The sequence below is a fragment of the Neisseria sp. N95_16 genome (assembly GCF_002551535.2).
Classification (GTDB): domain Bacteria; phylum Pseudomonadota; class Gammaproteobacteria; order Burkholderiales; family Neisseriaceae; genus Neisseria; species Neisseria brasiliensis.
Genome location: NZ_PDBT02000028.1, coordinates 17,598 through 30,232 on the forward strand (window position 1 = coordinate 17,598; position 12,635 = coordinate 30,232).

Annotated in this window: 12 protein-coding genes and 1 pseudogene; 10 read left to right on the forward strand and 3 right to left on the reverse strand. The window is 50.8% G+C overall.

Going from position 1 to position 12,635, the window contains the following annotated elements:
• Window position 1 precedes the first annotated feature (1 nt).
• The 7 genes and pseudogenes from ligK to CRG49_RS06240 all read left to right on the forward strand — a co-directional run bounded on the left by ligK (window position 2) and on the right by CRG49_RS06240 (window position 6,520).
• Window positions 2-700, forward strand: coding sequence for a 4-carboxy-4-hydroxy-2-oxoadipate aldolase/oxaloacetate decarboxylase (gene ligK, locus CRG49_RS06210; RefSeq protein ID WP_095502073.1), 699 nt, complete (start codon window positions 2-4; stop codon window positions 698-700).
• 172 nt (window positions 701-872) lie between these two features.
• Window positions 873-2,042 carry a 4-hydroxybenzoate 3-monooxygenase gene (gene pobA, locus CRG49_RS06215; RefSeq protein WP_095502072.1) on the forward strand — a complete coding sequence of 390 codons (1,170 nt, stop codon included), beginning with the start codon at window positions 873-875 and terminating at the stop codon, window positions 2,040-2,042.
• Window positions 2,043-2,091: 49 nt separating this feature from the next.
• Window positions 2,092-3,015 carry an amidohydrolase family protein gene (locus tag CRG49_RS06220; RefSeq protein ID WP_095502071.1) on the forward strand — a complete coding sequence of 308 codons (924 nt, stop codon included), beginning with the start codon at window positions 2,092-2,094 and terminating at the stop codon, window positions 3,013-3,015.
• Window positions 3,016-3,119: 104 nt separating this feature from the next.
• A complete protein-coding gene (ligA, locus tag CRG49_RS06225; RefSeq protein ID WP_095502070.1) occupies window positions 3,120-3,515 on the forward strand; it encodes a protocatechuate 4,5-dioxygenase subunit alpha in 396 nt (131 codons plus the stop codon).
• 20 nt (window positions 3,516-3,535) lie between these two features.
• Window positions 3,536-4,390, forward strand: a complete 855-nt coding sequence (locus CRG49_RS06230) for a class III extradiol dioxygenase subunit beta (RefSeq protein ID WP_095502069.1) — start codon at window positions 3,536-3,538, stop codon at window positions 4,388-4,390.
• Between the two features lie 78 nt (window positions 4,391-4,468).
• The gene (locus CRG49_RS06235; protein WP_154143196.1) at window positions 4,469-5,422 is read left to right on the forward strand and encodes a Gfo/Idh/MocA family oxidoreductase; all 954 of its coding nucleotides are present in this window, start codon (window positions 4,469-4,471) and stop codon (window positions 5,420-5,422) included.
• Between the two features lie 111 nt (window positions 5,423-5,533).
• Window positions 5,534-6,520, forward strand: a pseudogene (locus CRG49_RS06240) (aldo/keto reductase).
• A gap of 74 nt (window positions 6,521-6,594) precedes the next feature.
• Here the strand turns inward: CRG49_RS06240 and CRG49_RS06245 are convergent.
• The 3 genes from CRG49_RS06245 to CRG49_RS13310 form a co-directional block, all read right to left on the reverse strand.
• Window positions 6,595-7,341 carry an amino acid ABC transporter permease gene (locus CRG49_RS06245; protein WP_095502067.1) on the reverse strand — a complete coding sequence of 249 codons (747 nt, stop codon included), beginning with the start codon at window positions 7,339-7,341 and terminating at the stop codon, window positions 6,595-6,597.
• Between the two features lie 217 nt (window positions 7,342-7,558).
• A complete protein-coding gene (locus CRG49_RS06250; protein WP_229436894.1) occupies window positions 7,559-8,959 on the reverse strand; it encodes a surface lipoprotein assembly modifier in 1,401 nt (466 codons plus the stop codon).
• Between the two features lie 75 nt (window positions 8,960-9,034).
• Entirely contained in the window at window positions 9,035-10,201 is a 1,167-nt protein-coding gene (locus tag CRG49_RS13310; protein ID WP_097784582.1) for a Slam-dependent surface lipoprotein, read from the reverse strand.
• Between the two features lie 138 nt (window positions 10,202-10,339).
• Here CRG49_RS13310 and CRG49_RS06260 point away from each other — a divergent pair, with 138 nt between their 5' ends.
• From CRG49_RS06260 to CRG49_RS13845, 3 genes are all read left to right on the forward strand, one after another.
• The gene (locus CRG49_RS06260) at window positions 10,340-10,723 is read left to right on the forward strand and encodes a transcriptional regulator (protein ID WP_229436896.1); all 384 of its coding nucleotides are present in this window, start codon (window positions 10,340-10,342) and stop codon (window positions 10,721-10,723) included.
• 274 nt (window positions 10,724-10,997) lie between these two features.
• Window positions 10,998-12,353: a tRNA 5-hydroxyuridine modification protein YegQ gene (gene yegQ, locus CRG49_RS06265; RefSeq protein WP_095503792.1), complete on the forward strand. Its 1,356-nt coding sequence runs from the start codon at window positions 10,998-11,000 to the stop codon at window positions 12,351-12,353.
• A gap of 111 nt (window positions 12,354-12,464) precedes the next feature.
• Window positions 12,465-12,635, forward strand: a 171-nt coding sequence (locus tag CRG49_RS13845; RefSeq protein WP_157807888.1) for a helix-turn-helix domain-containing protein, incomplete at its 3' end; no start/stop codon positions are given.

Below are 12,635 nucleotides of genomic sequence, written 5' to 3' on the forward strand. Positions count from 1 at the left end.
CATGACCGACGTATATCTGAATCAATTGGGCGTGGTGAAACGCAACATCAAGCGCGCCGACCCTGCCGCCGTGGAAAAACTATCGCGCTTCGGCAGCGCCACGATCCACGAAGCCATGGGTCGCATCGGCCTGATGAAACCTTACATGCGCCCGATTTACCCGAGCGCGAAAATCTGCGGCACCGCCGTGACCATTTTGCTGCAACCGGGCGACAACTGGATGATGCACGTTGCCGCCGAACAATTGCAGCCGGGCGATGTGGCCGTGGCCGCCTGCACTTCCGACAATGCCGACGGCTTTTTCGGCGACCTGCTGGCCACTTCGTTTAAAGCACAAGGCTGCAAAGGTTTGATTATCGACGGCGGCGTGCGCGATGTGGCGGATTTGACCGAAATGGAATTTCCGGTGTTTTCCAAAGCCATTCACGCCAAAGGTACGATTAAAGCCACTTTGGGTTCGGTGAACGTGCCTGTTGTGTGCGCCGGTGCGCTGGTTAACCCGGGCGACGTGATTGTGGCCGACATCGACGGCGTGGTTGTGGTTCCGGCCGAACGCGCCATGGAAATTGCCGATGCTGCTGAAAAACGCGAAGCCAACGAAGGCGACAAACGCCAAATCTTCGCCAACGGCACTTTAGGCTTGGATTACTACAAAATGCGCGAAGGCTTGGAAAAAGCCGGTTTGAAGTATATCGACTAAGCCGCCAACAGATTTCAGACGGCCTCAATCAAACTAGGCCGTCTGAAACACCCGACACACCCTCATCTTCATATCCATTATAAAAAAGCGGCCAGATAACACACATCTTCTGCTCAGGCCGTCTGAACATACATTGAGATCTAGCTGCTGAATCAAGTTTAGGAGAAAAACCATGAAAACCCAAGTTGCCATCATCGGCGCAGGCCCGTCGGGTTTGCTGCTCGGCCAATTGCTGTATCAAAACGGCATCGACAATGTGATTTTAGAGCGCAAAAGCGGCGAATATGTGTTGAGCCGCATTCGTGCCGGCGTGTTGGAACACACCACCGTGCAAGGTTTGGAAAAAGCCGGTGCTGCCGAGCGCATGCACGAAGAAGGCTTGGTGCATACCGGCGTGGAATTGTTGTTCAATGACCAACATGTGCGCATCGATTTTGAAAAAGAAGTCGGCAAAAACGTGGTCGTGTACGGCCAAACCGAAGTTACCCGCGACTTGATGGACGCGCGTGCAGCCACCGGCGGCGTGACCGTTTACGAAGCCGACAACGTTGCCCTGCACGACATCGACACCACCGCGCCTTATGTCACCTACACCAAAGATGGCGAAGAACACCGCTTGGATTGCGACTTTATCGCCGGTTGCGACGGTTTCCACGGCGTATCGCGCCAAAGCATTCCGGCCGATGTGTTGAAATCTTACGAACGCGTGTATCCGTTTGGCTGGTTGGGTTTATTGTCCGACACACCGCCGGTATCCGACGAATTGATTTACGCCAAACACGACAACGGTTTCGTGTTGTGCAGCCAACGCTCGACCACCCGCAGCCGCTACTACCTGCAAGTGCCGCTGACCGACAAAGTGGAAGAATGGTCAGACGAGCGCTTCTGGGCAGAATTGAAAAACCGTCTGCCGGCCGAAACCGCCGCTAAATTGGTGACCGGCCCGAGCTTGGAAAAAAGCATTGCCCCATTGCGCAGCTTCGTGAGCGAACCGATGCGCTACAAATCTTTGTTCCTAGCGGGCGATGCGGCGCACATCGTGCCGCCGACCGGCGCCAAAGGTTTGAATCTGGCCGCGGGCGACGTGCAATGTCTGGCCGATGCATTTGACGACTACTACCGCAACCAAAGCAGCACGGGCATCGACGGCTATTCCGAGCGTTGCCTGAAACGCGTGTGGGCGGCGGAGCGTTTCTCTTGGTACATGACCAAGCTGCTGCACACCTTCCCCGATAGCGACGATTTCGAACGCAAAATGCAGGAAGCCGAGTTCAACCAATTGAATTTGACCGAAAACGCGGCCAAAACCTTGGCGGAAAACTACGTCGGCCTGCCTTATTAAAAGAAAAAGGCCGTCTGAAACGTTTAAGACGGCCTCATAGGAGAATTTCATGAGCGCATTTGAAAAAACACCGGGTTGGTTGGATTTCTACCCTAACCCGTCTAAGCCGAAACTGCAATTGCCGCAAGGCGCGGTCGATGCCCATTGCCACGTTTTCGGCCCGGGCGATAAATTTCCTTACGCCCCCGAGCGCAAATACACCCCTTGCGATGCGGGTAAAGAAAAGCTGTTTGCCCTGCGCGATTTGCTCGGCTTCGAGCGCAACGTGATTGTGCAGGCCACCTGCCACGGTGCCGACAACCGCGCCTTGGTCGATGCCCTCGAAACCGCCGGCAACAAAGCGCGCGGCGTAGCCACGGTAAAAGCCGATGTGACGGAAGAAGAATTGCAGCGCTTACATGCCGCCGGTGTGCGCGGCGTACGCTTCAATTTTGTGAAACGCTTGGTCGATACCGCGCCGGTCGAAGCCTTGCGCACCATCGCCGACAAAATCGCGCCGCTGGGCTGGCACATTGTGATTTATTTCGAAGCCGCTGATTTGGCCGAATACTACGATTTCTTTACCTCGTTGCCGACCACCGTAGTGGTTGACCACATGGGTCGCCCTGACGTAGCCCAACCAGCGCATGGCGGTGATTTTGAATTGTTTGTCAAACTCATGCGCGAAAACGAGAATTTCTGGAGCAAACTGTCTTGCCCTGAACGCCTGAGCAACACTGGCCCGAAAGCGCTCGACGGCGAACAAAACGCCTACACCGATGTCGTGCCGTTTGCCCGCCGCCTGATGCAGGAATTTCCCGACCGCGTCTTGTTCGGCACCGACTGGCCGCATCCAAATTTAAAAGACCACATGCCGGACGATGGTTTGCTGGTTGACTGGGTGGCGCAAATCGCCCCGACCGAAGCCGAACGCCAAAAACTGTTGGTCGATAATCCGATGCGTTTATACTGGCCGGAAGAATATCAAGCTTAACCTCTTTCAGACGGCCTTTGGTTGCTCCCACTAAAAGGACGCGTTATATTTAAACGCATAAAATCAACAGGCCGTCTGAAACATTTCACAAAGGAGTCCACATCATGGCATTGAACAAGCCTTATAAAGACATTCCCGGCACCCGCATTTTCGATTCAGAGCAGGCCAGCAAGGGATATCATCTCAACCAATTCTGTATGTCGCTGCGTTCTGCCGCCAACCGCGAGCGTTTCAAAGCTGACGAGCGCGCTTATCTCGACGAATGGCCGATGAGCGAAGAGCAAAAGCAAGCCGTGATGGCGCGTGATTTAAACCGCTGCATGGAATTGGGCGGCAATATTTACGTGTTGGCCAAAATCGGCGCCACCGACGGCCTGACCTTCCAACAAATGGCGGGCAGCATGACCGGCATGAGCGAAGAAGAATACCGCAACATGATGATCAACGGCGGCCGCAGCATCGAAGGCAACCGCTACTTACACGAACAAGAAAACCAATAATCCCAACCGGAGAGACCCACATGGCTAAAATTACCGCAAGCGTTTACACTTCCCACATTCCGGCCGTCGGCGTGGCTTGGGATTTGAAAAAAACCGGTGAAGACTACTGGAAACCGGTGTTCGCCGGCTACGAATACAGCAAAGAATGGCAAAAAGAAAATAATCCCGACGTGATTATTTTGGTGTACAACGACCACACCAACAATTTCGGTTTCGACCTGATTCCGACCTTCGCCTTGGGCATGAACGAAGAATTCCAACCTTCCGACGAAGGCTGGGGCCGCCGCCCTGTGCCGAATGTGCCGGGCGACCAGAATTTCGCTTCGCACTTGGCGCATTCTGTGATCGAGCAAGGTTTCGATTTGACGTTGTGCTACGAAATGGAAGTTGACCACGGCCTGACCGTGCCGATGACCGTGATGTTCGGCGATGTCGAAAAATGGCCGGTTAAAGTAATTCCACTGCACGTGAACGTGGTGCAATATCCGGTACCAAGCGGCCAACGCTGCTACGATTTGGGCAAAGCCATCAAAAAAGCCGTCGAAAGCTACGATGAAGATTTGAACGTCCACATCTGGGGCACCGGCGGCATGAGCCACCAACTGCAAGGCCCGCGCGCCGGCTTAATCAATAAAGAATGGGACAACCAATTCTTAGATGATTTGATTACCGACCCGAAAGAATTGGCGAAAAAACCGCATGTCGAATATGTGCGCGAAGCCGGTTCGGAAGGCATTGAATTGGTGATGTGGCTGATTGCCCGCGCCGCCATGTGTGACGAAGGCGAAGAGCCTATCGTGAAACACCGCTTCTATCATGTTCCGGCGTCGAATACCGCCGTCGGCCATCTGATTTTGGAAGCGCCTAAGAAGTAATCTTTTCAAATGTCTCAGGCCGTCTGAAAACTTTCAGACGGCCTTACCCACTCATTTTCTAAAAAGTAAGGATAGATTATGGCACAAACAATCAAAGTCGCGCTGGCCGGTGCCGGTGCATTCGGCGAAAAACACCTTGACGGCATCAAAAACATTCCCGATGTTGAAGTCGTAGCGCTCATCAGCCGCGATTTGGAAAAAACCAAAGCCGTGGCCGAAAAATACGGCATCGGTTTTGCCACCACCGAATTGGCCGATGCCTTGGCCATGCCTGAAGTCGATGCCGTGATTTTGTGCACCCCGACCCAGCTGCACGCCGAGCAAACGCTGCAATGTCTGCGCGCGGGCAAACACGTTCAAGTGGAAATCCCGTTGGCCGATTCTTGGGCGGATGCCGAAGAAGTGTTGCGCGTGCAAAAAGAAACCGGCTTGGTTGCCATGGTCGGCCACACCCGCCGCTTCAACCCAAGCCATCAGTGGGTGCACAACAAAATTAAAGCCGGTGAGCTGAACATCCAACAAATGGACGTACAAACCTACTTCTTCCGCCGCACCAACACCAACGCCAAAGGCGAAGCGCGCTCATGGACAGACCACCTGCTGTGGCACCACGCCGCCCACACCGTTGACTTGTTCCAATACCAAACCGGCAGCAAGGTGGTCAAAGCCAACGCCATCCAAGGCCCGAAACATCCTGAACTGGGCATTGCCATGGACATGTCGATTCAACTGCAAGCCGAAAACGGCCCGATTTGCACCTTGTCGCTGTCGTTCAACAACGATGGTCCGTTGGGTACATTCTTCCGCTACATCTGCGACAACGGCACCTACATTGCCCGCTACGACGATTTGGTCAACGGCAAAGAAGAGCCGGTTGACGTGAGCAATGTGGACGTATCGATGAACGGCATTGAGCTGCAAGACCGCGAATTCTTCGCCGCTATCCGCGAAGGCCGCCAGCCGAACTCCAGCGTTGAAAGCGTGATTGAATGCTACAAAGTATTGGGCGAACTGGAAAAACAGTTGGCTTAATCTGATAGCCGCAGGCCGTCTGAAACATCATTCGTTCAGACGGCCTGTGCCTTTTGTATTTTGCTATGCCGTCTGAAAAAATATTCAGACGGCCTCAAATAAGGAATCACCATGTCCCCAAACCGCACCATCAACAACACACCTGTCCACCCCATCGGCCTCGGCTGCATGAACCTCAGCCACGCCTACGGTACACCACCGGACGAGCAAACCACCATCAATTTCCTGCATCAAGCCATCGATTTGGGTTACAACCATTTCGACACCGCTACCCTATATGGTTTTGGTGCCAATTAAACCTTAGTCGGCAAAGCCTTGAAAAACCACCGCAGCCATATTTTCCTTGCCAGCAAATGCGGCATGGGCGGTGTCAACGGCAAACGCGTTATCGACGGCCGCCCAGAAACCCTAATCCGCCAAGCCGACGAATCACTGCAACGCCTGCAAACCGATGTCATCGATTTATATTACCTGCACCGCTGGGACAAAAACGTGCCGATTGAAGAAAGCGTCGGCGCCCTATCACGCTTAGTAGAGCAAGGCAAAATCCGCGCCATTGGTTTATCGGAAGTTTCTGCCGACAAGCTGGAAAAAGCCCACGCCGTGCACCCGATTGCCGCCGTACAAACCGAATATTCCTTGTGGACGCGCAACCCTGAAATCGCCGTGCTAGACAAAACCCGCGAGCTGGGCATCGCCTTTGTCGCCTTCAGCCCGATTGCCCGTGGTTTTTTGGGCGACCTGCGCGACATCACCGCCTTGGAAGAAAAAGACATCCGCCGCCCGATGCCACGCTTTAGTGCCGAAAACTATCCTGCTAACTTACAACTGCGCGACCAACTGCAAACCCTCACCGATGAAGCAGGCTGCACCGCCGCCCAACTGGGCTTGGCATGGTTACTGGCACAATCCGACAATATCCTGCCGATTCCTGGCACCACCAATCCTCAACACTTGGCCGACAACATCGCCGCCGCAGATTTGGCTATTGCCGCAGACGTGTTGCAACAAGCCGGCGAATTAATCAACCAACACAGCGTCAAAGGCGCGCGCTACCCTGCCGCCACGCAAACTGAGATTGATACGGAAGAATTCTAAAAGCTGAGACCTTTGAGCCAAATAAAATGCCGTCTGAAACTTTACGTTTCAGACGGCATTTTCTATTCATTTAATCAACGATGTACCACGTTATAACGCTTTTCCAAACGCAAGAAGATCCAGCCCAAGCACGTTGTCATGATCAAGTAAATCAATGCAACCGTATAAAGCGGCTCTTCATACACCGAATAGCGGCCGGAAATCGTATTTTGCACATAAGCCAACTCAGCCACCGCAATCGCCGACAACAGCGAGCTGTCTTTCAGCAGCGTGATAAATTCATTGGCCAACGGCGGCAACATGCGGCGCAAAGCCTGTGGCAAAATCACATAACGCATGGCTTGCGGATAAGTTAAGCCCAACGAGCGCGCTGCTTCGATTTGGCCTTTGTCAATCGATTGGATACCCGCGCGGAAAATCTCAGTGATGTACGCGCCTGCGTTCACCATCAACGCCAGCGTACCGGCAATCAGCGCACCATAACCGCGACGCAATTGCACCGCCGCATCACCGCTGATCAACCAACCGTCTGTCGGGTGAATCAACGCCACTACCCAAATGAAGTACCAAATAAAAATCTGTACAAACAAAGGCGTACCGCGAAACAGCGTCACATATACCAGCGACAAAGTGCGCAACAGCCATGCCACCGCTTTAAGCAACACACCGCCTTTTTCAAAATGCACCAACCGCGCCAGCGCACCAATCAAACCCAATATCGTGCCGCCTAACGTCGCCACCAAAGTCAAACCCAGCGTGGTCAACGCGCCGTAAAAGAACATCCAGCGATATTCATAAATAATGTCAAAACGAAAATCCATATCCCGCTCTTATCAGAAGTTTGCACCACGCCCTAACCGCATGGCGCTGAATCGTGGCAAATAAACCAGACATTTTACAAGAAAATACAAACTTTGAATGCCTTTTATCACAAAAATTTGATTTCAGACGGCCTTTTTACACTTAATATAGGCCGTCTGAAATATCAACCACAGACTTTTAACTTTGCAGAAAGAAAGAGATGCAATACTCATTCCATTACCATGACCGCTCGACACTTATAAACCATTGGTTACTTTTTCGAGAATAAAAACCCTTCATATTGCTATCAATTTTCCCATAACGGAAATTTAATTGTGGTATGAAGCCTTTCCACGACAATTTACTGTGCCACACCGCTGCCGCAGCGTGATATTCATGGTCGCGGCGGGTAAAGTCATACACCAGCCAGCCCGGCGCTTTGAATTCGCGCCGCATATAGCGCAGATTGGCGCGCATACCAAGGCCGTCTGAAAACTGTTTGACCGCGCCCACGCGCATCCCGTAACGCCAAGAAGCCTGTTCGCGTTCGCGCGTATCGTCGTTCAGCACATCCAAGCCGCCGTAAACCAGCGCATTATTGTCCATGCGGCGGCTGGCAGTGATGCCTGCTGCCGTTACCCTGCTGTTGTAGCGTTCGGCCAAATCCGCTTCGCGGTAACGTTTCTCGCTGTATTGCGTGTAGGCGGTCAACTGCCATTGCTCGTTCAGACGGCGTTTGTAATCTGCCGTTGCGCCTATACTATGGTTGTAACGCGTGCCACCTAACCAGTTTTGTTCGACAAAAGGCACCAGCCCCCAATCTTGGCGGATATCTTGCCAGCGGTAGCCTGCGGCCAATTGGACAGTCTGTTCGTTAAAGTCTTGCGCATCCCAATAATGCACACCCTCACCCTGCACAGAAACATGGGCAAAATGATGGCCTTTGATATTTTTGGTGCGCTCAATACCCAGCCCGTAACGCAAACCTTTGGCACTTTTGGGCAGACTGTCTTCCGTTTTGCGCCATTGCCGCCCGTTCCAATCAATGGTGCGCTCGGCAGAAGCATTATTGACATTATCCGTCTGCTCGAAATTGAAATGGAACGAAGGCTGCCAAGCTTGTACTTTTTCCGCTGCATTGCGATAAGCCACGGCTATCTTATGCACCGAAGGTGCAATATCTGCCTGCTCTAATTGAGTGAGTATCTCTGATGCTTCACTGTATTGCTTGTCTTCCGCCAGCATCAAAGCCAGATCAAGCTGAACATAGGGCAAATCAGGGCTTGCGATATTGCGGTATTGCTCAATCGCTTTTGCCTGTTGCCCTTCCGCCCGCAATCGCGCGCCCTCGGCATACGCGATTAAAACAGCATCAGCATCGGCTTGTGCGCGGTAGGTTTGCAGCAATGCCGCCAAGCCCGTCCAATCTTTGCCAACCACCGCCTGAGAGATTTGCGCTTCCATACCCGCACCCGCAAGCGGTTTGGCAGCATGTTCGGGCAATTCCAACGGCGTTTCAACCGGATTTTCCATCTGCTTGGGCGTATCGGATTCAAAAAAGATTTGCGGCACGCTGATTTCTTCCGCGTGTACGAACGCAGCAGGCAGCAGTAAATAAGTCAGTAAGGTTTTCTTCATATTGTATTTTTATCATTTGACGAACAGAATGCCGTCTGAAAAAGGTTTCAGACGGCATTGGATTAGGAATAAAGGTTATTTGGTGATGTCGCCGCGTTGGCCGCCGAAGCCGACGGTATCTTTTCTGTTAAACATGACTTTACCTGCAATTTCTTCAGCAGTTTTACCGTAGAAGTCAAGCATGTAGCTGCCTGTGCGGTAGCCTTGTTCGGCATTGGCTGAAATACCTGTACCGGAAATCGATCCTTGTTGCAAAGTAATGGTATCCCCCAAGCCTGTAATAGAACCTGAGCCAGTGCGCTTGCTAAAGTCAACTAAATAAGACAACGCACCTTGGGCAATTTTATCTTCCTCCCAAGTTCGGTTATCCCAATCGTAACTTCCTGCAAGATATGCTCCATTGAATGCCTTGCCGATATATGTTGCCTTACCTGCATTTGGAATAGCACTTTCTTCAGTTTTCAGACCTTTAATGGCAATAGCAGATGATCTATTATCACTGATTAAACCTGCTGTACTATTATTGTATGAAACGCTGCCAGCATAATCTCCAATTACAACAGAATAGGGCTGGTTATAAACAACTGTCTGAATTCTAGATTCTTGAGTAACTGCATTGATTGTGCTTGAAGCAGATGAGCGGCTTTCTGCTGTAATATCATTCAGCACATAACGCGAATCTGATACACCTTTCAAGGCCTTAGCCTGAGCTAAAGCTTTCTCTTCTTGCAATTGAGCAACAAAAGTATCTAACTTGTTTTTTATTTGATTTTCAGGAGTGTTAACGTTTTGGTCTGCAAAGTGTTTAGCCTCTTCAGAATTTAGACCCGCCGCAATTGCCTGTTCTTTAAGTTCTGTAATTTTTGCATCGCGGGCAACTTTCTCGGCTGCAGCTTTTTCTGCAGCTGCTTTTTCTGCGGCTGCTTTTTCTGCGGCTGCTTTCTCAGCAGCAGCTTTCTCAGCAGCAGCTTTCTCAGCAGCAGCTTTCTCGGCTGCGGCTTTTTCTGCGGCTGCTTTCTCAGCAGCAGCTTTCTCAGCAGCAGCTTTCTCGGCTGCGGCTTTCTCGGCTGCGGCTTTCTCGGCAGCAGCTTTCTCGGCAGCAGCTTTCTCGGCTGCGGCCTTTTGTGATGCTGATGTATTCGTTGATTGCGCTTTCAGCTTAGTTGTGTCGTTATTACTGCTGCTACAAGCAGCAAGCGCTAATACGATAGCGGTAGCTAATGCACTCTTCTGTAAAGACATTTTCAAACCCTCCTATTGTTGATAAAAATTTGGTGTAATCGAGTGTTAACCCAAATTGAATTATCAATCATTCAACTTGTAAAATCAACTAAAATGTTTATATTCACAACAAAATAGTTTAAAAAAAGAGTTGTTCTGATGGCGATAATACACTTTATGCATTCAGAACAAGAGAAACTTGGTTTCAGTCGCCGCCTTCAGACTGCTTTAAAACTGGCAGGCTTAAATGGCTTATCAAACAATAAATTAGCTGACCGATTTAATCTGCGACATCCGAACCAATCCATCAGCGCACAAACGTTCCATCATTGGTTGATTGGACGTTCTATTCCTACGCCTGATAAAGTTGCAACTTTAGCAAAATGGTTAGAAACCAACGAATCTTGGTTGCGCTATGGCCGTTCAGAAGATGAAAATGGAATACAAACAGCAGAAGAATTATTACTGCTGAAATATTTTCGCATGCTTCCTCCCGAAAAACAGCAGGCTCTCATTATGTTTTTACACACAAAAGAGCCATAATTATTGCCTCAATATTGATCACTTACTTCGCTAGTAAGGCATAGTGTTTTTAGAAAACCGTCTAAAATATTTGCTGATCAAACTTCTTCATACTTCTTTCTTGACTTTGATATTTATTGAGTAATCTTAAGCAAAACAATGCTGAAGCAGCCAATGAAAATTGACCCCTCCAGCAAAAAAGCGGATAATCCACCCATTCCGATTAATTTTATTTCAGACGGCCTCTACGTATTTCAAGGCCGTCTGAAAACATTTATAAAACAAAGAACACAAGATGAAAGCACCTGAATTACTCCTCCCTGCCGGCGGTTTGGAACGCATGCGCGCCGCTTACGATTTCGGCGCCGATGCCGTGTATGCCGGTTCGCCGCGCTACTCGCTGCGCGCGCGCAACAACGAATTTGCCAAACTCGACGTGTTGGAACAAGGCATTAAAGAAGCGCACGAGCGCAATAAAAAATTCTTCCTGACCGTCAACACCTTGCCGCACAATTCCAAGCTGAAAACCTTCGTTGCCGACATGGAACCGTTAATCGCCATGAAGCCCGACGCGCTGATTATGGCCGACCCCGGCCTGATTATGACCGTGCGCGAAAAATGGCCGGATATGCCGATTCACTTGTCTGTACAAGCCAACACCACCAACTATTGGGGCGTGAAATTCTGGGAAAAAATCGGCGTTGAGCGCATCATCTTGTCGCGCGAATTGAGCATGGACGAAATCGCCGAAATCCGCCAAGAATGCCCCGACATCGAATTGGAAGTATTTATTCACGGCGCATTGTGTATTGCCTACTCAGGCCGTTGTTTATTATCGGGTTATTTCAACCACCGTGACCCCAACCAAGGCACTTGCACCAACTCTTGCCGCTGGGATTACAAAGTGCACGATTCGGAAACCGACGACATGGGCGATGCCAAGCTGTTGCAAGGTTTCAACTTTGAAAAAGCGCAGGAAGAAGCCAACCAAAACTTTGAAGGCATCAACGGCCAGCAGCGCCACCCTGCCGCCAACAAAGTATTCCTGATTGAAGAAAGCAACCGCCCGGGCGAATTCATGCCGATTATGGAAGACGAACACGGCACATACATCATGAATTCCAAAGACTTACGCGGCATTGAAGTGGTCGACAAACTCACCCAAATCGGCGTGGACAGCCTCAAAGTCGAAGGCCGCACCAAATCGCTGTATTACGTTGCCCGCGTGGCGCAAAGCTACCGCAAAGCGATTGACGATGCCGTCGCCGGCCGCCCGTTTGACTTGAGCCTGTTGAGCGAACTCGAAGGCTTGGCCAACCGCGGCTACACTTCCGGCTTCTTGGAGCGCCACAAAACGCAAGATTACCAAAACTATCTCAACGGCCATTCCGTAGCGAAACAAAGCCAATACGTCGGCCATGTGACCGACATCGACAACGAAGGCTGGGCAACCGTTGAAGTGAAAAACCGCTTTGCCGTGGGCGACACCATCGAAATCATCCACCCGAGCGGCAACCAAACCATCACGCTTGAGCAAATGACCCGTAAAGGCGAAGCAGTAGATGTGGCACCGGGCAACGGTATTCAGGTGAAAATCCCGAATATGCAAGGTAAAGAAAAAGCCTTGGTGGCGCGGATTATGAATCCTTAATTTAGTTGAAATGAAAAGGCCCTTACATTCGCCTAACAAGTGCAATTTCCAATAACAGAAAAGGCCAGTATGCGGTAGTATACTGCCTTTCCTGACAAGAAAGATTGCAATATGGCCTACACACAACTGACCTCACACCAAAGATACTACATTTCCAGACATTACCGCAACCTACCCCTAAACCAAATCGCACAGAACATCGGTTGTCATCCCGCCACCGTCAGTCGGGAAATCAGACGGCATTCCGTCAACGGAACCTACTGTTACCGAAAAGCACAACAG

Excerpts from the sequence above, each read along its gene's own strand:
- CRG49_RS06250 (WP_229436894.1), bottom strand. The coding sequence starts at position 8,959 with ATGAAGAAAACCTTACTGACTTATTTACTGCTGCCTGCTGCGTTCGTA.
- yegQ (WP_095503792.1), top strand. The coding sequence starts at position 10,998 with ATGAAAGCACCTGAATTACTCCTCCCTGCCGGCGGTTTGGAACGCATG.
- CRG49_RS06220 (WP_095502071.1), top strand. The coding sequence starts at position 2,092 with ATGAGCGCATTTGAAAAAACACCGGGTTGGTTGGATTTCTACCCTAAC.
- ligA (WP_095502070.1), top strand. The coding sequence starts at position 3,120 with ATGGCATTGAACAAGCCTTATAAAGACATTCCCGGCACCCGCATTTTC.
- CRG49_RS06260 (WP_229436896.1), top strand. The coding sequence starts at position 10,340 with ATGGCGATAATACACTTTATGCATTCAGAACAAGAGAAACTTGGTTTC.
- CRG49_RS06235 (WP_154143196.1), top strand. The coding sequence starts at position 4,469 with ATGGCACAAACAATCAAAGTCGCGCTGGCCGGTGCCGGTGCATTCGGC.
- CRG49_RS06245 (WP_095502067.1), bottom strand. The coding sequence starts at position 7,341 with ATGGATTTTCGTTTTGACATTATTTATGAATATCGCTGGATGTTCTTT.
- pobA (WP_095502072.1), top strand. The coding sequence starts at position 873 with ATGAAAACCCAAGTTGCCATCATCGGCGCAGGCCCGTCGGGTTTGCTG.
- ligK (WP_095502073.1), top strand. The coding sequence starts at position 2 with ATGACCGACGTATATCTGAATCAATTGGGCGTGGTGAAACGCAACATC.
- CRG49_RS06230 (WP_095502069.1), top strand. The coding sequence starts at position 3,536 with ATGGCTAAAATTACCGCAAGCGTTTACACTTCCCACATTCCGGCCGTC.
- CRG49_RS13310 (WP_097784582.1), bottom strand. The coding sequence starts at position 10,201 with ATGTCTTTACAGAAGAGTGCATTAGCTACCGCTATCGTATTAGCGCTT.